This window comes from Sphingomonas sp. Root241 (genome assembly GCF_001428865.1).
Lineage (GTDB): Bacteria > Pseudomonadota > Alphaproteobacteria > Sphingomonadales > Sphingomonadaceae > Sphingomonas.
In genome coordinates this window covers 1415790-1435272 of record NZ_LMIV01000001.1, presented here as the reverse complement: position 1 = coordinate 1435272, position 19483 = coordinate 1415790, and the positions used below count along the sequence as shown (strand labels likewise).

Here is a 19483-nt window from a genome sequence, read left to right as displayed (position 1 = left end):
CATATTCGGTAAAGGGGAACGACGCAGCGAAATTCGAGACATGCACCTTCAAAAAACGCTTTGGCTGCGCGGCGAAATCGCTAAGCTGAGTTGCAATGAATGCACCGGGCAACATCGAAGGCGGAAGCACCAAGCGCTTCCAGGCAAAACGCGACGCGATCCTCGCCGCGGCCGCTGACGCGATCAACGAACAGAGCGCGAAGGGAATGACCTTCGCCGACGTGGCGCGCCGCGTCGGGCTCAACACGACTTCGGTCACCTATTATTTCAAGCGCAAGGAGGATCTCGCCGCCGCCGCCTTCGAGCAGACGCTCGAACGGCTCGACGCGATGCTCGACGCCGCGCTCGAGGAGCCCACGCCCGAAGCACGCGTGGCGCGCTATCTCAACATCAACATGGAGCGGCTCGCGCGCATCCGCCGCGGCGAAGAGCGCGACTTCGCGATCCTCTCGGACCTGCGCGCGATGGAGGACCCGATGAAGGGTCAGCTCCTCACCGGCTGGCGCAACATCTTCCGCAAGACCCGCAATCTCTGGGGCAATGGCGCCACCCGCGCCGAGACCGACCTGCACGGCGCCCGGGCGCATGTGCTGCTCGAAAACACCTTCTGGCTCACTGCCTGGCTGCCGCGCTACGAAGTCGACGAATATCCGCGCGTCGAGGCGCGGCTGATGGACGTGTTCCGCTCCGGCATCGCCGCGCCGGGCCAGGACTGGGCGCCGGAGATGCTCGATCTCGAGCATGACGAGCCCGAGCCGGGGCGCGAGGCCTTCCTGCTCGCCGCCACGCGGCTGATCAACGAACTCGGCTATCGCGGCGCCTCGGTCCAGCGCATCGCTTCCGAACTCAACGTCACCAAGGGCAGCTTCTACCACCATCTCGATGCTAAGGATGAGCTGGTGATCGCCTGCTACAAGCGCAGCTTCGACATCATCGCCGATGCCCAGCGCCTCGCCGAGAGCCACGAAGGCAGCCATTGGGAGCGGCTGGAGAGCACCGTCGCCACGTTGCTCGACTATCAATTCTCCGAGCGCGGCCCGTTGCTGCGCACCACTGCGCTGTCCGGCCTGCCGCCGCGCGTGCGCACCACGATGATCGACCGCTCGAACCGCATCGCCCGCCGCTTCGCCGGCATGCTGTCGGACGGCATCGCCGAAGGCTCGATCCGCGCGATCGATCCGCTCGTCGCATCGCAGGCACTGATGGCGCTCCAGAACGCCGCGTTCGACATGCGCAAATGGGCTAGCACCATGCCGCGCGAAAAGGCCGTGGCATTCTATGCCTCCACGCTCGCTTTCGGCCTGTTCGACGATCGGGTGCTGGGCGCCTGAGAAACGGGCCCGCGGTCTCCCGCGAGCCCGTCCCTTTTGCCTTTGCGAACTCAGAAGCGCGAGCGCACCGTCACGCCATAGGTCCGCGGCTCGGCCAGATAGGCCGAGAATATCTGCCGGCCGCCCGGATATTGCGGGTCGGTGAAGGGGGCGCCGACCGAACCTTCCTGGAACGGCGAGTTGAAGCCGACTTGGGTGTAGTTCTGGTTGAAGACGTTCTGGCCCCAGAATTCGAGCGCCCAGCGTTGGTCCTTGCCGCGGATGCCGATACGGGCGTTGAAGACTGCATAGCTATCCTGTTCCTTTTGCGGGAACAGGTCCGATCCGGTGTTGTAGTCGTCGGTCAGGCGGCTGTCGAAATAGAGCAATCCGCTCAGCCCCGAGCTGCCGATGTCGGGCGTCCACGCGAACGATGCCGTCGCGACGATCTCGGGAGCGTTGGACAGATTGTCGCCCGGCAGCTTGCGGAGTGCCTGGTCGAGCGGCGCGCCGGCCGCGGTGCCGACGAGTTGATCGCGATACTTGGCCTCCGAATAGGTCAGGCCCAGCCCCACGCGGATGTCGCGATGCGGCACCAGCGACGCCTCGAGCTCGACACCCTGCGAACGCACGCCGTAGGTGACATTGTCCGCCGCGCACGCCCCAGTGGTGCCGGCCGCGGCGTTGTAATTGCCCGCGGTGGAGAACTTGCTCTGGTCGCGGTCGCCGCCGTTCAGATTGTCGCTGCAGCCATTGACGTTCTGGACGAGGAAGACCGTGCCGTTGAACGTGTTGAGCTGGAAGTTTTTGAACTCCTGGCGGAACGCCGCGATGTTCAGGCTGAACGGCCCCGTCGAATACTTCAAGCCGATCTCGAAGGCGTTGACCGTCTCGGGATCGAACTGGAGATTGTGCACCAGCGCCTGTGCGCCCGCCTGCCCGCCGAACGGCAGGATCGGTACCTTGAGCGCGGAACGATCGAGGTTGAAGCCGCCGGCCTTGTAGCCGCGCGAATAGCTGCCGTAGAGCAGCAAGTCCTCGGTCGCCTTGTACGAGATCACCGCGGTGCCGGTGAATTCGTCCTCCTTGCGCTCGTCGTTGATCGACACGCCGTTGAGCTCGGAGGTGGAATTGCCCTGGCACGAGAGGCCGAGGATGCCGTCGACCACTGCGGTCAGCGCCGCATTCGCACGCAGCGCCAGGATCGATGCCTGGTTCTGCGCACAGGCGACATTGTCATTGCCGAAGGTCGCATCGAACTTCTTGCGCTCGTTGGTGTAGCGAAGGCCCAGGGTCAGATCCAAGCCCTTGGCGACATGGACGATATTGTGCGTGAACAGCGCCCAGTTGCGGCTGTTCTGGTCATAGACGTCGAGCGTCGAACCGCGATTGTTGATCCCGTCGAGCCGGTCGATCGCCGCATAGATCAATGGCGATGCCGCGCCGAATGCCGCCGGGCGCGCCGCGAGGCATCCCGCCGAGGTCGGCGAATACAGCGCCGCGAGACCACCGCCCGAAACAAGCCGACAGGTGGCGAAGCGGCCGTACTGGCTGCCGAAGCGGAGGTTGTCGGTGACCTCCAGATCCTCGTTCGCGTAATAGCCGCCGATCAGCCAGTCGAGCTTCTCGTTGAACGCCGTGCCCTGAAGCCGCAGTTCCTGGCTGAAGGTCTTGAACCGGCGCGAGGAATTGCCGTCCGCCGCGCGGTAGAGGATGTCGACATAGCTATAATCGGTGTCGGATCCCTGGTCGCTCGAATAGTCGCGATAGCCGGTGATCGAGGTCAGCTTGGCGCCACCGAGATTCCAGTCGATCTGCAGCGATGCGCCCCAATCCTCGGTCGTGCCCTTGTAGCTGCGGCCGGGAGTGACATAGACGTCACGGCTATAGCCTTCGGTGAACGCCGCCGCGGGCTGGCCCAGAGAGTTGAGCACGCGAACGATGCTGTTCTGCGTCGGATCGTTGAGCCCACCGATATAGGGGTTCATGCTGCGGTTGAGATAGGTGGCCGCGCAGCATTCCTCGTCGCGCTTGGTATAGTCGCCGATCAGCCGGATCGAGAGGTCGCTCGACGGCTCGAACATCAGCTGCCCGCGCACGAAAAAGCGGTTGCGGTCGTTGATGTCGCGATCGTTGACCACGTCGTGATAGAAGCCGTCGCGCTTCACATAGACGCCGTCCACGCGCGCCGCGAGCGTGTCGCCCAGCGGCGCGTTGACATAGCCCGACAGGCGCAACTGGTTGTAATTGCCATAGGTGGCTTCGGCACCCGCCGAGAAGGTCGGCGCTGGCGCCTTGCTGAAGATGTGGATCAGGCCGGCCGATGCGTTGCGCCCGCCCAGCGTACCCTGCGGCCCGCGCAGCACTTCGATCCGGTCGATCTCGCCCAGCTCGTTGAGGCCGATGCCCGAACGCGAGCGATAGACGCCGTCGATGAACACCGCGACCGAGCTTTCGAGGCCGGGATTGTCGCCGACCGTGCCGATGCCGCGGATACGCGCCGAGCCGTTCGCTTCGCTGCCGGTCGAGGATACGAGCAGCGAAGGCGCGACCTGGTTCAACTGGCGGATGTCGGTGGCGCCCGATTGCTGGAGCGTCTCGGCGCTGATCGCCGAAACCGCGAGCGGCACGTCGGCGAGCACCTGGGCGCGGCCCTGCGCGGTGACGACGATCTCGTTCGCATCGTAACCGCCGCCCTGCTGGTCGGCCTCGCTCGTCGTCGTGGTATCCGGAGTATCCTGCGCATAAGCGGGCGCCGCGAGCGCCATGATCATTGCCGGAGCCGCACAGGCCGACAGAAGGCGTAACCGCATCATAATTTCTCTCCCACCACGGGCCGGAACACTTTGCGGTTCCATACCCTACCCTCGAATAACAGCCTTTTCCCTAGAGGCCGTCAAGCATAACAAAGGTTGCAAAGCGGGACTGGCTCTCAGGTGTTGCCCGATTGCACCAGTCGGCGGGCAAGCGTGCGCCAGCAAACCGACTTTCGGAAAGTGGGCGGCAGGAACGCTAGGAGCGTGACGCGATAACCTTTCCCGTTTGTTTCGGGCGAAGTCGGGAAGCGAGGCCAAGGAGGTGTCGGACCCATGTTCAAAGCCGTCACCCCCGCGAAAGCGGGGGCCCATCTCCAACAATTTCCACGAGCGCGCCGGTGCATTTTGCCGCTCGCTCGGGAGATGGGTCCCCGCTTTCGCGGGGATGACGAAGAGAGGGACGAGCCCTCTAGTCCAATCAACTGGTCGAACAGGCTCTCAGTCCAGGAACCTGCGGCGACCTCAATACCCCCCCAGTCGCGCAAACCGCTCGCGATGCCAGGCGGCATTGCCCCACATCGCCTCGAGCACCCGCGCGCGCTTCAGATAGAAGCCGGCGTCATGCTCGTCGGTCATGCCGATGCCGCCATGGAGCTGGATCATCTCGCGGCTGACGAGGTGGAGGGTCTCGCCGGCCACTGCCTTGGCGAGGCTGACATCCTGGCCGACATTCCCGCGCCCGGAATCGATCGCCTCCAGCGCGCCCTCGACCACCGATCGCATCAGCTCGAGCTCGGTGAACATCTTCGCCATCCGGTGCTGCAGCGCCTGGAACGACGCGAGCACCTGCCCGAACTGGACGCGGGTCTTGAGATAGTCGTTGGTCTGCGCGAACGCCGCCTCGGCCATGCCGAGCATCTCGGCACAGAGCGCGGCCGCGGCACGGTCGGTCACCTGCGTGAGCAGATCGGCTCCGCCCTCCAGCTTTTCCGCCGGCGCGCCATCGAACCGGACTTCGGCATGGCTGCGTGAATCGGTCAACCTGCGCGGGGATCGCGTCACCCCTTCCTCACCCGAAACCAAATAGAGCCCATCCATGGCGGCCACGACGAACAATTGCGCGCTGTCGCCCTCGGCGACGAACTGCTTGGTGCCGGTCAGCTTGCCGCCCTCGACCCGCGTCTCGATCCGCTCCGGCGCGAAGCGCGGCCCTTCGTCCACCGCCAGCGCCGCCACCACCTCGCCCGCGGCGATCCGCGGCAGCCACTCCGCCTGCTGCGCCTCGGATCCGCCGAGGATCAGTGCACTCGTCGCCGCGGCAGTCGCGGCCAGCGGCGTCGCGGCCAGGTTGCGCCCGAGCTGCTCGAGCACGAGACCCAGCGACAGATAGCCCATCCCCGCGCCGCCCTGCGCTTCGGGGATCAATATCCCGGCCCAGCCCATCTCGGCCTGCGCCCTCCACGCCCCGGCATCGTAGAATTCCGCCGGCGCCGCATCGCGCATCTTCCGGAAGGCGGTGACGGGCGATTCATTGTCCGCCCATTCGCGCGCCATGTCGCGGAGCATCGTCTGTTCTTCGGTCAATACGGCCATATCAACTCCCTCTTCGCCTAAACCCCTCTCCCGCTTTCGCGGGAGAGGCAGCGAGACTTGGCAGCTTGCTGCCTAGTCGCAGCGGTGAGGGTCTTCTCCTGTGCCGAACGATCGAAGCAGAAGAAGACCCTCACCCAACCCTCTCCCGCGAGAGCGGGAGAGGGCTAAAGATCACTGGTGATCCAGCATCCCGAGGATGCGCTTCGCGATCACGTTGTTCTGGATCTCGCTCGATCCGCCATAGATCGACACCGCCTTGCCGAAGAGCCAGCTGCGCACGTCCTTCAGCGGCTCCTCCTCGAACCCCTCGCCTTCCCAGCCGAGCCCGGCCAGCCCGCGGATCTCGATCAGCAATTCGGAGCGCTCCTGCATGATCCGCGCCCCGACATTCTTCATGATCGAGGTGGCGGCCGACGGCCCCTGGTTCGACTTCGCCTCCAGCGAGGCCCGGCGCAGCGTCAGCATGAAAGCGCGCAGGTCCATCTCGTGCCGCACGATCCGGCTGCGCAGGTCGGCATCGGCGATCCGCCCCTGCTCGTCCTCCCCGACATATTTCTTCGCAAGCTGCCCCAGCGGTGCGCCCGCGAACATCCGCCCCGCAGTCGATCCGCCGCCCGACAGGCTGCTCCGCTCATGCTGGAGCAGCCGCTTGCCGATCGTCCAGCCCTGCCCTTCCTCGCCGACGCGATTGGCCTTGGGCACTTTCACATCGGTGAAGAAGGTCTCGCAAAACGGCGACGATCCCGAGATCAGCCGGATCGGCTTCACTTCCACGCCCGGCGTATCCATGTCGCAGAGCAGGAAAGTGATCCCCTCGTGCTTCTTCGTCTTGTCCGTGCGGACGAGCATGAAGCATTTGTCCGCCCATTGCCCGCCGCTGGTCCATGTCTTCTGGCCGTTGACGACATAATGGTCGCCCCGATCCTCGGCGAAGCACTGGAGGCTGGCGAGGTCCGATCCCGCGCCCGGCTCCGAATAGCCCTGGCACCAGCGCACCGTCCCCTTGGCGATCGCCGGGATGTGCTCCTTCTTCTGCGCCTCGCTGCCATATTCGAGCAGGGTCGGCCCGAACATCATCACGCCCATCCCGCCGATCGGATTCCACGCGCCCGCGCGCGCCATTTCCTCCTGCAGCACGCGCGCCTCGGCGCGGCTCAGCCCACCGCCGCCATATTCCTTCGGCCAGGTCGGTACGCCCCAGCCCTTCTCGCCCATCGCCTGCTGCCAGGCTTCCTCCTCGGTCGAGTTCTCGTGCGGCCCCTCGACTGCGGACATCGCATTGTCCTTGCCCTTCAGCGAAGGCGGGAAATGCGCCGCCAGCCATTCGCGGGCATGCGCGCGGAATGCCTCCAGCGGGTCCGTCGGCGCGTCGATCTCGGCTATAGTCGCCATCATCCTCTCCATGCCGTGTTCGGCTCGTTTCGAAAATGCGGTATGGCGTGGAAGACGTCAAGGCCCTCCCCGTCATCCCGGCGAACGCCGGGACCTCAGGCGGCAGGCGAACGGCCCGAAGGCACGAGATCCCGGCTTTCGCCGGGATGACGGGCAAAGTACAACCCACCCGAAAAAGGGGATAGAGTCGATGCAATTCCACCACCGCGCGGTGCCGATCGTGCTCTGCGCGATCCTGATCGATTCAATCGGCTTCGGCATCGTCATGCCGGTGCTGCCGCGCCTGATCGTCCAGCTCGCGCATGTCAGCCTCGAGGATGCCGCGCGGATCGGCGGCTATATGCTCGCGGCTTATGCCGTCACCCAGTTCTTCGCCGGACCGGTCCTCGGCACGCTCGGCGACAGTTTCGGCCGGCGCCCGGTCCTGCTCTTCTCGATGCTCGCCTTCGCGGCCGATTACGCGCTGATGGCGGCCGCGCCAAGCATCGCCTGGCTTTTCGTCGGCCGCATGATCGCGGGCATCGCCGGCGCCTCCTACGGTCCGGCCAACGCCGTGCTCGCCGACGTCACGCCGCCTGAGAAGCGCGGCGCCACTTTCGGGCTGATGGGCGCCGCGTTCGGCATCGGCTTCATTCTCGGGCCCGCGATGGGCGGGCTGCTCGCCGGCTTCGGCACCCGCGCGCCGTTCATCGCCGCGGCGGTGCTCGCCGGGCTCAATGCGCTGTGGATCCTCGTCGCGCTCCCCGAGACGATGCTCCCCGAGCGCCGCCGCGCGTTCCGCTGGGGCAATGCGCATGTCTTCGCCGCGTTCAAGCCCCTGCTCCACGCCGGCAATGCCGGCTGGCTGCTGCTGGCGGCCTTCCTCTGGCAGTTCGCGCACATGGTCTATCCGTCGACCTGGGCGTTCTGGAGCGAAATCGCCTTGGGCTGGGACGAGGAGGCGATCGGCTGGTCGCTCGCCGCCTCGGGGCTGGCGATGGCGCTCGTCCAGACGCTCGTCACCGGCCGCGCGATCAAGCGCTGGGGCGAGGAGCGCACCGTCGTGCTCGGCATCCTCGCGGGCGGATCGGTATTCCTCGGCTATGTCTTCGTGCGCCAGGGCTGGATGGTCTATGCGCTGATCCCGATCAGCGCGTTCCAGGCACTGGCCTACCCCTCGATCAACGCCCTGCTCTCGCGGATGACCGACGCGCAGCATCAGGGCGCGTTGCAGGGCGGGATGGCCAGCCTCAACAGCGTGGCGTTGATCCTCGCGCCGCTGATGCTCAGCCAGTCGCTCGCGTTCGGCGCCGAGCGCGGCTTTCCCGCGGGCAATTTCGTCTTCGCCGCCGCCCTCGCGCTCGCGGCCCTGCTGATCGTGGTCCTGCGAGTCGTGCCGCGCGTCAGGACGGCACCCGCGACCGGCTGATCCACTTTTTCGAAACTTGCGTATGGCGTTCGTGCCGGCGGTCGGTTAGCGTTCCGGACATATGGGGGACACCGCACCAACCGCCGGGACGATGCTCGCGAGCGACTTCGCGGCCTTGCCCGATCTCATCCGCGCGCATGCCCGCGAACGCGGCGACAAGCCCGCGCTGATCTTCGGCGACCGCGTGGTCACCTATGCAGAGCTCGACCGGACGATGGACCGGATCGCCTTCTCTCTGCAGCGCGACGGCGTGAAGCGGGGCCAGGCAGTCGCGATCCTCGGTCCCAATTCGCTCGAATACGGCCTCGCCTTCCTCGGGGCGCTGCGGGCCGGCTGCGTCGCCGCGCCGCTCGCCCCCTCGGCGACCCCCGAACAGCTCGCCGCGATGGTCGCCGATTGCGGCGCGCCGATCCTCTTCCACGACGCCGCGCACGATATCCCCGTGCCCGTCCGCAAGGTCGCCCTCGAACATCTCGACGACTGGCTCGGCGACGGCGTTCCCGCCCCGGCCGCGGTCACGCCCGAAGACCCGTTCAACATCATCTATTCCTCGGGCACCACCGGCACGCCGAAGGGCATCGTCCAGCCGCATGCGATGCGCTGGGTCCATATCAGCCGCGCCCCTCCAGGCTTCGGCGAAGCGGTGACGATGGTCGCCACGCCGCTGTATTCGAACACCACTCTGGTCAGCTTCCTGCCCACGCTCGGCTGGGGCGGGACCGTGGTGCTGATGGCGAAGTTCGACGCGCGCGAATATCTGACGCTCGCCGAAAAACACCGCGGCAGCGTCACCATGCTGGTCCCCGTCCAATATCAGCGCCTGATGGCCGATCCCGAGTTCGACCGCTTCGATCTCTCCAGCTTCATGCTCAAGACCTGCACCAGCGCGCCCTTCTCCGCCGCACTCAAGGCCGATGTCCTCGCGCGCTGGCCCGGGCTGCTCATCGAATATTACGGGATGACCGAGGGCGGCGGCACGACGATCCTCATCTGCAACGCGCATCCCGACAAGCTCCACACCGTCGGCAAGCCGCTCGACGGCCACGACATCCGCCTGATCGACGACGAAGGCCGCGAAGTCCCGCAGGGCGGGATCGGCGAAGTCGTCGGCCGCTCCGGCGCGATGATGAGCGGCTATCACGGCCGCAGCGACGCCACCGACGCCGCCACCTGGCATGACGAAGCCGGCAACCGCTTCATCCGCCACGGCGATATCGGCCGCTTCGACGAGGACGGGTTCCTCACCCTGCTCGATCGCAAGAAGGACCTGATCATCTCGGGCGGGTTCAACGTCTATCCCTCGGATATCGAGGCGGTGCTGGCCCAGCATCCGGGTGTCGCGGATTGCACCGTCGTCGGCATGCCGTCCGAGCAATGGGGCGAAACCCCGGTCGGCTTCTATGTCGGCAGCGGCGAACCCGCGGAGATCCTCGCCTGGTGCAACGCGAAGCTCGGCAAGACCCAGCGCCTCACCGATCTGCGCCGCGTCGACGAGCTCCCGCGCAACGCGATCGGCAAGGTCCTCAAGCGCGAGCTGCGCGACCTGCATTCATGACTCCGATCGCCGACATCCTCGCCGCGGCCGAGCGCAACGCCGCCGGCTTCCGCACCGCGATCCCGACAGACTGGATGCAGGGCCGCACGGCGTTCGGCGGCCTCTCCGCCGCGCTCGCGCTGCAGGCGGCGCTCGATCTCGAACCCGATCTGCCCCCGCTCCGCTCGGCGCAGGTCGCCTTTATCGGCCCGCTCGCCGGCCATGTGACCGTCACTGCCACCAAGCTCCGCCGCGGCCGCAACGCCGCCTTCATCCAGTCCGACGTGACGTCCGAAGCCGGCCTCGGCCTGCGCGCGACCTTCGTCTTCATGGCCGAACTCGCCTCGCAGGTCGCGCACGACGCCGCGCCGCGCGCCTCGGCCGTGCCGCCCGCGCCCGACGCCGAACTCTACACCGGCCCCGACAGCTTCTTCACCGGCAACTTCAATTTCCGCGACGCCGAAGGCGATCTCGGCCCAGCCGAATGGCTGCGCTGGGCCCGGTTGCGCGGCCGGGACAATCTGCATCCCATGGTCGAGCTGCTGGCGATCGGCGACGCGTTGCCGCCCGGCGCCTTCAAGCTCGCCGCCGAACGCCAGACGCCGCTGAGCTCGCTGAACTGGCAGATCAACTTCCTCACGCCCCAGCCCGCCACCCGGGATGGCTGGTGGCTGCTCCACGCCCGCGCCGACACCGCGCATCACGGCTATTCGAGCCAGCGCATGGCAATCTGGAACGCCGCCGGCGAACCGGTGGCCGAAGCGATGCAAGGCGTCGCGATCTTCGGCTGAGGGCTCGCCTCCCTTAGGTTGCGGTAGTCATATCCAAAACCCGTCATCCCCGCGAAAGCGGGGACCCATCTCGTGGACGAGCAGCAAAATGCACCGGCGCGTTCGCGGATAACGTCGGAGATGGGTCCCCGCTTTCGCGGGGATGACGAAATGAGGGGCGAACTCTGTAGTCAAATCAACAGCTTGAATAGGTTCTATACCTAACGTCACCCCGCTTCCGCCGGGATGACGGTGGTTTGAGTAGCCCCCCGCGACAATTTGCGACAACTTCCCCCGCCCCTGACAAACCCCTGCGACACGCACACATCAAAACGCACACCAGTCGCGGCACGGGCCGCCCTCATGCTGGAGTTTGCCATGAAGAAGACCCTCGCCGCCGCCCTGCTCGGCGCCTCCCTCCTCGCCGGCGGCGCCTATGCCGCGCAACAGGCGCCCGCCCCCGCGCCCCAGGATCGCCCGATGCGCGGCGGCGATATCGGCAAGGCCGACGCGAACAACGACGGCGTCATCACCAGGCAAGAATATCTCGCCGATGTCGACGCGCGCTTCGCCAAGCTCGACGCCAACAAGGACGGCAAGATCACCAAGGACGAGCGCCCCGATGGCGGCGAAGGCCGCGGCGCCCGGATGATGAGCCGCACCGACACCAATGGCGACGGTGCGATCTCGCTCGAAGAGCAGCGCGCACAGGCCATTCGCCGCTTCGATCGCCTCGACGCGAACAGCGACGGCAAGATCGATCAGGCCGAGCGCGACGCCGCGCGCGATCGCATGCGCGGAATGATGGAACGCCGCGCCGGCGACAAGCCTGCGGCCAACTGAGCTTCTCCCTGGCCGGGCGGCACCCTCCTCTCGCCGCCCGGCACTTCTTTTCACCGCCGGAGTTGTTACGGTCGCATCATGTCCGAAGCCCCCCATCTCCTCCTCGTCGACGACGAACGCTCGATCCGCGAGCCGCTCGCGCAATACCTCACCAAGCAGGGGTTTCGCGTCACGCAGGCGGGCGATGCCGAGGGCGCGCGGGCGCGGATGGCGGCCTATGCGATCGATCTCGTCATCCTCGACATCATGATGCCCGGCGAGGACGGCCTCAGCCTGTGCCGCCATATCCGCGAGACCAGCGAGATTCCCGTCATCCTGCTCACCGCGCGCAGCGAGGAGACCGATCGCATCGTCGGGCTCGAAATGGGCGCCGACGATTATGTCGTGAAGCCTTTCTCCCCTCGCGAACTCGCCGCGCGCATCAAGGTGATCCTCCGCCGCATGGCGGCCGGCGGCGCGAAGCAGCACGCGCCCGAGACCGGCAGCTTCGCCTTTGCCGGCTGGGTGCTCAAGACCGGTGAACGCGCATTGGTCGACCGCGAAGGCGTGTCGGTCCCTCTCTCCACCGGCGAGTACAACCTGCTCCACGCGCTGGTCACCCGCCCGCGCCAGGTCCTCACCCGCGACCAGTTGCTCGATCTCACCCAAGGCCGCGAGGCCGCGGCATTCGATCGCGCGATCGACAACCAGGTCAGCCGCCTGCGCAAGAAGATCGAACCCGACGCCAAGAACCCCTCGCTGATCAAGACCGTCTGGGGCGGCGGCTACACCCTCGCCGCCGAAGTGACGCGGCTGTGACATTCTTCGACCGTCACCCCGGCGAAAGCCGGGGCCCATCTCGTGGACTGTCCCCGAGTACGACGGGTGCTGCCCAGCCCTGCGTTCCGGAGATGGGCCCCCGCTTTCGCGGGGGTGACGAACCTTGGTATCGATGAAACGCCTCCTCCCCCGCTCGCTCGCGGGCCAGATGGCGCTGCTCATCGCCGTCGCGCTCTTCACCGCACAGGCGCTCAACTTCGCCATCGCCGTCCGCGATCGCGCCCAGTTCCGCCTCGCCCAGGCGACCCGCCCCGCGATCACCCGCATCGTCGACGCGCTCGAGCGCGAGCGCAGCACCGGCCGTCCGATCGCGCCCGATCGCGGCCGTGTGCGCCGCCTCGCCGCCAATCCGATCCCGCCCGCGCTCGAACGCCGCAACGAAGTCGCCGAGGAACTGCGCGGCCAGCTCACCGAGCTCGGCATCACCGTCGGCAGGATCGACACCGGCATCCGCACGAAGACCGCCGAAGAAAATCGCGGCGGCCGCAACCCCGGCAGCGTGCTCGTCATCGCCGTCGAACAGCCCGGCACCGGCTGGCTCACCGTCAACGCGCCCTGGAACCGTTCCGATCGGCGCCTCATCGCGGCGCTGATCTTCCAGACCCTGATCCTCTACGTCATCATCCTCCTGCCGGTGATGTGGATCGTCCGCCGCATCTCGAAGCCGCTGCGCTCGCTCGCCGGCGCCGCGCGCGATTTCCGCCCCGGCGACGATGCCGGCCCGCTCGAGGAGCGCGGCCCCAGCGACGTCCGCGCCGTGATCGCCGCCTACAACACGCTCAGCCTGCGCGTGAACGCGATGCTCGGCGAGAAGGATCGCATGCTCGGCGCGATCGGCCACGATCTGCGCACGCCGCTCGCCGCGCTCCGCGTCCGCATCGAATCGGTCGAGGACGACGACGACCGCAATCGCATGGCCGACACGATCGACGAGATGAACCGCACGCTCGACGACATCCTCAGCCTCGCCCGGCTCGGCCGTCCCAGCGAGCCGCCGACCGATGTCGACCTGTCGGCACTGATCGACGCCGTGGTCGACGATTTCCGCGAGCTCGATCACCAGGTCGAGTTCGAGGAAGCGCCGCGCCTCAAGATGCACCTGCGCCCCTCGCTGATGCGCCGCGCGGTGCGCAACCTGATCGAGAACGCCGTCAAATATGGCGGCGGCGCGCAGGTCCGATTGCTGCCCGGCGAGCAGAATGTGGCGATCGAAGTGGCGGATCGCGGCCCCGGCATCCCGCCCGACAAGCTTGCCGCGGTATTCGATCCGTTCACGCGCCTCGAAACCTCGCGCAACCGCGACACCGGCGGCATCGGCCTCGGCCTCGCCCTCGCCCGGGCAATCGTCAACGATGCAGGCGGCGACATTACGCTCGCCAACCGCGAAGGCGGCGGCCTCACCGCGACGATCACGCTGCCGCGGGGATAGTCAGGAAATCTGGCGCGCCACGTCCGCCAGCAGGATGCGCGCCACCGGCCGATGATGCTCGTCCTCCACGTCGAGGCTGCCATGCATGTCGAGCGGCGCATGGCGCCTGCGGGTGTGCAGCATGGCACGCGCGGCGGAATGCGCTTCGGCAAGCGCGGTACGCAGATCCGGAAACTCGCCCTGCCGCTCCGCATGGGGGATCGCGTTGCGTGTCTTCAGGCTGAAGAAATAGAGCGGCATGCGTGCTAAAACGCACTGAATTTCAACCGGTTGCGGCGATCAATCTGGATCAGCACGATTTTGCTCCGGCGCGGCGTTGCACCGGCCGACGGAGCTTTCGGCGGACCTGCAACGGCCGATCTGCACAGTCCCGCGAAGAACATCCAGCGATAGCTCCAGCATAAATTCATAAATCGGCAACAAGTTTTGGCGAGCATGAAGCTATCGATTGCAAGGGAGGGTGTAATCATGGCCGCACATAACTGGTTCGATTCGACGATGCCTGCAGCTGGACTGAAGGCTTTTCTCAGGCATGACGCCGTTAACGGCGGCCAGGCATTTTCCCTCTCCGCAAGAAACACGCAGGATCCGGCGGCAGTCAGTACGCTCGACGTGGACGATACCGTCACTATCACTTCCGAAAACGGCGCCGACGCCGCGAACCTCGTCTGGATCGAGAACATGGTCGGCTATCTCACCCGCGTCGAAGCAACCGGCGATGTGGGTTCGGGCATCACCTATTCGATCGTCGGGGGCGCGGACGCCGCCCGGTTCGAGATCAACGCGGCCTCGGGCGCGCTCCGCTTCGCCTGGAATGCGGATCCCGATTACGAGGCGCCCGCCGACGCGGACGGGGACAATCGCTACGAAATCGTCGTCGCCGCCAGCAATGGTGTGGACAGCGACGAACAGGCGCTGACCATACAGGTCTACAACGCCAACGAAGCGCCGAGCTTCACGTCGTTCGGCGGAGCGGCTTCGGCATCGGTGACGGTCTCGGAGAACAGCCTGATCGTCGCAACGATCGCCGCGATCGATCCCGAAGCCCTCGTCAACACGCCCTATGCGATCGCTGGCGGCGCCGATGCGGCATTGTTCATGATCAATCCCTGGAACGGATTGTTGTCCTTCCGCGCCGTGCCCGATTTCGAGGCACCAGCCGATGCCGGCGGCAACAATGTCTACGACGTCGTCGTGCGCGCCAGCGACGGCACCAACATCGTCACGCAGACGCTCGCCGTGACGGTGTCCAACGCCGCGGTCGAATCGAGCTTCACCGGAACCCCGTCCAGCAACACGATCACCGGCACGACGAATGCAGACACGATCGCCGGTCGCGAAGGCGGCGACACGCTGTTCGGGCTCGACGGGGCGGACCTGCTCGACGGCGGCGCCGGCAGCGACACGCTGGTCGGCGGTGCCGGGGTGGACCAGTTCCTCGGCGGCGCCGGCAGCGACGTGTTCCGCTTCGACGCGCTCGCCGATTCGAGCGTGGGCAGCCCGGACATGATCTTCGACTTCAGCCGGGGCCAGGGCGATCGGATCTCGGTGACCAATATCGACGCCGACCTGCTCCTCGCCGGCAACCAGAATTTCGCCTTCCTCGGCGCGAACGCCTTCACCGGCACCGCCGGGCAGCTGCGCTACGAGAAGGCGGGCGGCCATACCTTCATCTACGCGGACGCCGACGGCGATGGCGTCGCCGACTTCCAGCTCCAGGTGAATGGCGAGTTCAACTTCTACAGCTCCGACTTCCTGCTTTAGAACAGGACCGTCACCCCGGCGAAAGCCGGGGTCTCAGGCCGCGTGCCTGCCGCATGCGATCCCGGCGTTCGCCGGGATGACGAAGAAACGAAAAACGCCGGCGGGGCGCGAACCCCACCGGCGTTTTCCTATCTCGCCGCCACCCCTTTGGAGTAGCGCCAGAAATCAGCCGACGATCTCTTCGGGCTTGAAGAAGAAGGCGATCTCGCTCGCCGCATTTTCTTCCGAATCCGAACCGTGCACCGAATTCGCCTCGATCGATTCCGCCAGTTCCTTGCGGATCGTGCCGGGCTCGGCATTGGCGGGGTTGGTGGCGCCCATGATGTCGCGGTTGCGCTGGACGGCGTTCTCGCCCTCGAGCACCTGCACGACGACCGGGCCCGAGATCATGAATTCGACCAGGTCGTTGAAGAAGGGGCGCTCGCGGTGGACGCCGTAAAAGCCCTCGGCCTGCTCGCGGCTCATCTGGATGCGCTTCGAAGCGACGACGCGCAGGCCGGCTTCCTCGAGCATCTTGGTGACCGCACCGGTCAGGTTGCGGCGAGTGGCATCGGGCTTGATGATCGAAAAGGTCCGGGTCGCGGCCATGGCCGTGCGGCTCCTGTATTTGGGTTGTGGAAAAGTCGCGGCTCCCTAGTCCCCGGGCGCCGCGGATGCAAGCCGCGCACGCCCCCGCGCTTTCCTACAAGGCGATGTTCTGCCATTGTTCCAGCGCCCCGCCGAGGCCGCTCTTTGACATGGTTGAACCCGATTCCGCAGCCGGGGCGGAATGACGAATGCAAGAAGTGCATGTGCAAACTTCGGAGGCGCTTTTGTGCACTTTCCCCAGAGCAAATCGCCACAAACGCGCCTCGCCCGCCAAAAATGCGAAAATCGTTGCACGTTTCCCTCGGCAACGCGGAATCTATGCCGCTTTTTCCCAGCGCCCCGAGTCGTTCTGCTTCCAATAGTTCCGCTCGACTCCGTCGCGATCGGCCAGTCCCTTCCACGCCGCCCGCGCCTCGGCGATCCGCTCCTCGTCGAAGAAATGGAAGGCGCGGTCGAAGCCCAAAGCCTCCTCGCGCCAGATGCCGTCCGCCAGCGCGATGTTGCGGGCGCCGTTCGCCGCCGCGGCCGTATCGGCGATCAGCACCGGCTGCCGCGCATCGTCCTCGCCCCCGGCCTGGCCGTGCGGCAGGAAGCTCTCGGGCGCATAGCTCCACAGCAATTGATCGAGCCGGGCGCGCTGGCCTTCCTCGCCCGCCACGATTATCAGCCGTCCGCCGGTGGCGAGCACCTTCTCGGCGATCTGCGGCAATGCCCGTTCCAGAGGCAGTTTGGTGAGATGGTAGAAGTCGACCTGCATGGCTCCTGTTAGCAATTCCGTGCGTTCGGGCCAACGCACGTGACGTTGCGATGCCGCAACCGCTGCGATAGGGCGGACGGTGCCGCGTGCCCGGGAGTGAAGATAAAGGTGGGAATGGTCGTTTCGCGCAAGGCACTGCTGCTCTCGGCCGCGCTCGGCCTGTGCCTCGCGGCGCAGGCGCGGGCGCAGGAGACTGCCGATCCGCGCGAAGCGCCGGCGAGCCAGCCCGTCTCGCCGCAAACTGTCGATGTGCCTGCCGCGAACCTGCAGGACCGCCCCGTCGAACCCCCGCCGCCCTCGACCGAGGCGACGTCGATCAATCCCGACGAAGTCCAGTTCAACGCCGATCAGCTCGATTACGATTATGAGAACGACATTGTCACCGCGAGCGGCGATGTCCGGCTGTACCGCCGCAGCGATCGCCTCCGCGCCGAAAAGATCGTCTGGAACCGCAAGACCGGAAAGGTCGTCGCCGAGGGCAATATCGTCATCGTCAATCCGGAGGGCGACGCCGCTTATGGCGACCGGATCGAGCTGACCGACACGCTCAAGGACGGCGCCGTCGAGAACATGCTCGTCGTGCTCGAGGCGGGCGGGCGGATCGCCGCCCAGCGCGGGCATCGCGACAACGGCATCATCACGGTCGAGAACGCGGCTTATACGCCCTGCGCAGTGACCGATTCGAACGACTGCCCGAAGGAGCCGTCGTGGAAGATCACCGCCCGGCGCGTGGTGTACGATCCGAACAAGAAGCGCATCCGCTACACCGGTGCGCGGATCTCGGTGTTCGGCATCGCCTCGATCCCGCTCCCCGTCTTCTCGCATCCGGCGGGCGGCACCAGCGACGACGGTTTCCTGACGCCCGACGTCCGCCTCGATCGCACCAACGGCTTCCAGATCGCCCTGCCCTATTTCTTCAGCCTCGCGCCGAACCGCGACCTGACGATCACGCCGCGCGTCTTCACCGAAGCACTGCCGATGCTGCAGGGCGAGTATCGCGCGGTCGAGAGCTTCGGCGCTTATCGCGTGACCGGCTATGGCACCTATAGCCGCCGCGCCGACGACCTGACGGTGCCGACCACGCCCGCCACGTCGAGCAACAATTTCCGCGGCTATCTCGACGCCTCAGGCCGGTTCCAGTTCTCGCCCGAATGGAGCGCCAGCGCCTCGATTCGCCTCACCACCGATCGCACCTTCCTCCGGCGCTACGACATTTCGCGCGACGATCGGCTGCGCAACAATGTACGGCTGGAACACATTGATTCTGATAGCTATTTCTCGATCAATGCCTGGGCGGTGCAGACGCTGCGGGTAGGCGACCGGCAGGGTTCCCAGCCCTTCGTTCTGCCCGAGCTCGACTATCGCCGGCGCATGGACGAGGGCCTGCTCGGCGGACGCTTCGAATTCCAGCTGAACACGCTGGCGATCGGGCGCTCGGACGGCCAGGATTCGCAGCGCGCCTTCGCCAGTGCCCGCTGGGATCTGCGCAAGCTCACCAACTGGGGCCAGGAGGTGACCTTCACTGCCTACGGCCGCGCCGACGCCTACAATACCGACGACACGCTATCGACGCTCGTTCCCAGCTATCGTGGTGACGAGGGGTTCCGGTTCCGGGGCATCGCCGCGGCCGCGATCGACGTGAAATGGCCGTTCGTCGGCGAGTTCCTCGGCGGCACCCAGAAAATCACGCCGCGGATCCAGATCGTCGCCGCACCCAAGCTCGAGAACCTCGCCGTCCCCAACGAGGATGCGCGCGCCGTGGACCTCGAGGATTCCAACCTTTTCGCGCTCAATCGCTTCCCCGGTTATGACCGGTTCGAGGATTCGACCCGCTTCACCTGGGGCGTCGATTATGCGCTGTACCTCCCCGGCTTCAGCGTCGACGCCAATGTCGGCCAGAGCTACCGTCTCACGTCGCGGCCGACGATCTTCCCCGATGGCACCGGGCTCGCCGATCGCGTGTCCGACATTGTCGGGCGCACCGTGGTCCGCTTCCGCGATTTCGTGAGCTTCACGCATCGCTACCGGATCGATAAGGACACCTTTGCCATCCGCCGCAACGAGATCGACGCGACCGTGGGCTCGCGAAGCACCTATTTCCAGGTCGGCTATCTCCGCCTCAATCGCAACATCGACGCGACGCTCGAGGATCTGCAGGACCGCGAGGAAGCGCGCATCGGCGGGCGCGTCCAGATCGCGCGCTTCTGGTCGGTGTCGGGCGCGCTCCTCGTCGACCTGACCAATCGCGACGAGGACATCCTCTCCCAGGCCGACGGCTTCGATCCGGTGCGCCACCGGCTCGGCGTGACCTATGAGGACGATTGCCTTCGCCTCGGCCTCACCTGGAAGCGCGATTACGAGACAACTGGCGATGCGCGGCGCGGCAACAGCTTTCTTTTGTCGCTGGCATTCAAGAATCTGGGGCGCTAGCGTGGTGCCCGACGGGGCGTAATCCGAATCCCGTCAAGCCTTGGTTCAGGCACAATTGGCGAGTATGCGCCACGATCTCCCCGAGATGGA

At 66.3% G+C, this 19483-nt stretch carries 15 protein-coding genes; 9 read left to right on the top strand and 6 right to left on the bottom strand.

Annotation, left to right across the window (positions count from 1 at the left end; genetic code table 11):
- The first annotated feature begins 95 nt into the window (after positions 1-95).
- Positions 96-1331: a TetR/AcrR family transcriptional regulator gene (locus tag ASE13_RS06635; RefSeq protein ID WP_056612862.1), complete on the top strand. Its 1236-nt coding sequence runs from the start codon at positions 96-98 to the stop codon at positions 1329-1331.
- Positions 1332-1381: 50 nt separating this feature from the next.
- On the opposite strand, the gene ASE13_RS06630 is transcribed toward ASE13_RS06635, so the two are convergent.
- From ASE13_RS06630 to ASE13_RS06620, 3 genes are all read right to left on the bottom strand, one after another.
- A complete protein-coding gene (locus ASE13_RS06630) occupies positions 1382-4126 on the bottom strand; it encodes a TonB-dependent receptor (RefSeq protein ID WP_056612860.1) in 2745 nt (914 codons plus the stop codon).
- Between the two features lie 462 nt (positions 4127-4588).
- A complete protein-coding gene (locus ASE13_RS06625) occupies positions 4589-5659 on the bottom strand; it encodes an acyl-CoA dehydrogenase family protein (RefSeq protein ID WP_056612858.1) in 1071 nt (356 codons plus the stop codon).
- Between the two features lie 171 nt (positions 5660-5830).
- Positions 5831-7051: an acyl-CoA dehydrogenase family protein gene (locus ASE13_RS06620; RefSeq protein WP_056614845.1), complete on the bottom strand. Its 1221-nt coding sequence runs from the start codon at positions 7049-7051 to the stop codon at positions 5831-5833.
- A gap of 190 nt (positions 7052-7241) precedes the next feature.
- Between ASE13_RS06620 and ASE13_RS06615 the strand changes: the two genes are divergently transcribed.
- The 6 genes from ASE13_RS06615 (at position 7242) to ASE13_RS06590 (ending at position 13854) form a co-directional block, all read left to right on the top strand.
- Positions 7242-8459 carry an MFS transporter gene (locus ASE13_RS06615; protein ID WP_200955581.1) on the top strand — a complete coding sequence of 406 codons (1218 nt, stop codon included), beginning with the start codon at positions 7242-7244 and terminating at the stop codon, positions 8457-8459.
- Positions 8460-8520: 61 nt separating this feature from the next.
- On the top strand, positions 8521-10014 hold the full coding sequence (locus ASE13_RS06610; RefSeq protein ID WP_056612856.1) for a class I adenylate-forming enzyme family protein: 1494 nt from the start codon (positions 8521-8523) through the stop codon (positions 10012-10014).
- Positions 10011-10784 (top strand): acyl-CoA thioesterase, encoded by a 774-nt coding sequence (locus tag ASE13_RS06605; protein WP_056612854.1) that lies wholly within the window; start codon positions 10011-10013, stop codon positions 10782-10784. Before ASE13_RS06610 ends, ASE13_RS06605 begins: the two co-directional genes overlap by 4 nt.
- Before the next feature lie 357 nt (positions 10785-11141).
- Positions 11142-11606 carry an EF-hand domain-containing protein gene (locus ASE13_RS06600; protein ID WP_056612852.1) on the top strand — a complete coding sequence of 155 codons (465 nt, stop codon included), beginning with the start codon at positions 11142-11144 and terminating at the stop codon, positions 11604-11606.
- A 78-nt stretch (positions 11607-11684) separates the two neighbouring features.
- Entirely contained in the window at positions 11685-12404 is a 720-nt protein-coding gene (locus tag ASE13_RS06595) for a response regulator (protein WP_056612850.1), read from the top strand.
- Positions 12405-12537: 133 nt separating this feature from the next.
- The gene (locus ASE13_RS06590; RefSeq protein WP_056612848.1) at positions 12538-13854 is read left to right on the top strand and encodes a sensor histidine kinase; all 1317 of its coding nucleotides are present in this window, start codon (positions 12538-12540) and stop codon (positions 13852-13854) included.
- Here ASE13_RS06590 and ASE13_RS06585 read toward each other — a convergent pair whose 3' ends face one another.
- On the bottom strand, positions 13855-14094 hold the full coding sequence (locus tag ASE13_RS06585) for a DUF6894 family protein (RefSeq protein ID WP_056612845.1): 240 nt from the start codon (positions 14092-14094) through the stop codon (positions 13855-13857).
- Positions 14095-14322: 228 nt separating this feature from the next.
- Between ASE13_RS06585 and ASE13_RS06580 the strand changes: the two genes are divergently transcribed.
- Positions 14323-15618, top strand: coding sequence for a M10 family metallopeptidase C-terminal domain-containing protein (locus ASE13_RS06580; protein ID WP_056612843.1), 1296 nt, complete (start codon positions 14323-14325; stop codon positions 15616-15618).
- 165 nt (positions 15619-15783) lie between these two features.
- On the opposite strand, the gene ndk is transcribed toward ASE13_RS06580, so the two are convergent.
- Entirely contained in the window at positions 15784-16206 is a 423-nt protein-coding gene (ndk, locus tag ASE13_RS06575) for a nucleoside-diphosphate kinase (protein WP_056612842.1), read from the bottom strand.
- A gap of 316 nt (positions 16207-16522) precedes the next feature.
- Positions 16523-16963, bottom strand: a complete 441-nt coding sequence (locus ASE13_RS06570; RefSeq protein ID WP_056612840.1) for a DNA polymerase III subunit chi — start codon at positions 16961-16963, stop codon at positions 16523-16525.
- Between the two features lie 114 nt (positions 16964-17077).
- Between ASE13_RS06570 and ASE13_RS06565 the strand changes: the two genes are divergently transcribed.
- Positions 17078-19393 (top strand): LPS-assembly protein LptD, encoded by a 2316-nt coding sequence (locus ASE13_RS06565; protein WP_056612838.1) that lies wholly within the window; start codon positions 17078-17080, stop codon positions 19391-19393.
- The last annotated feature ends 90 nt before the right edge of the window (positions 19394-19483 follow it).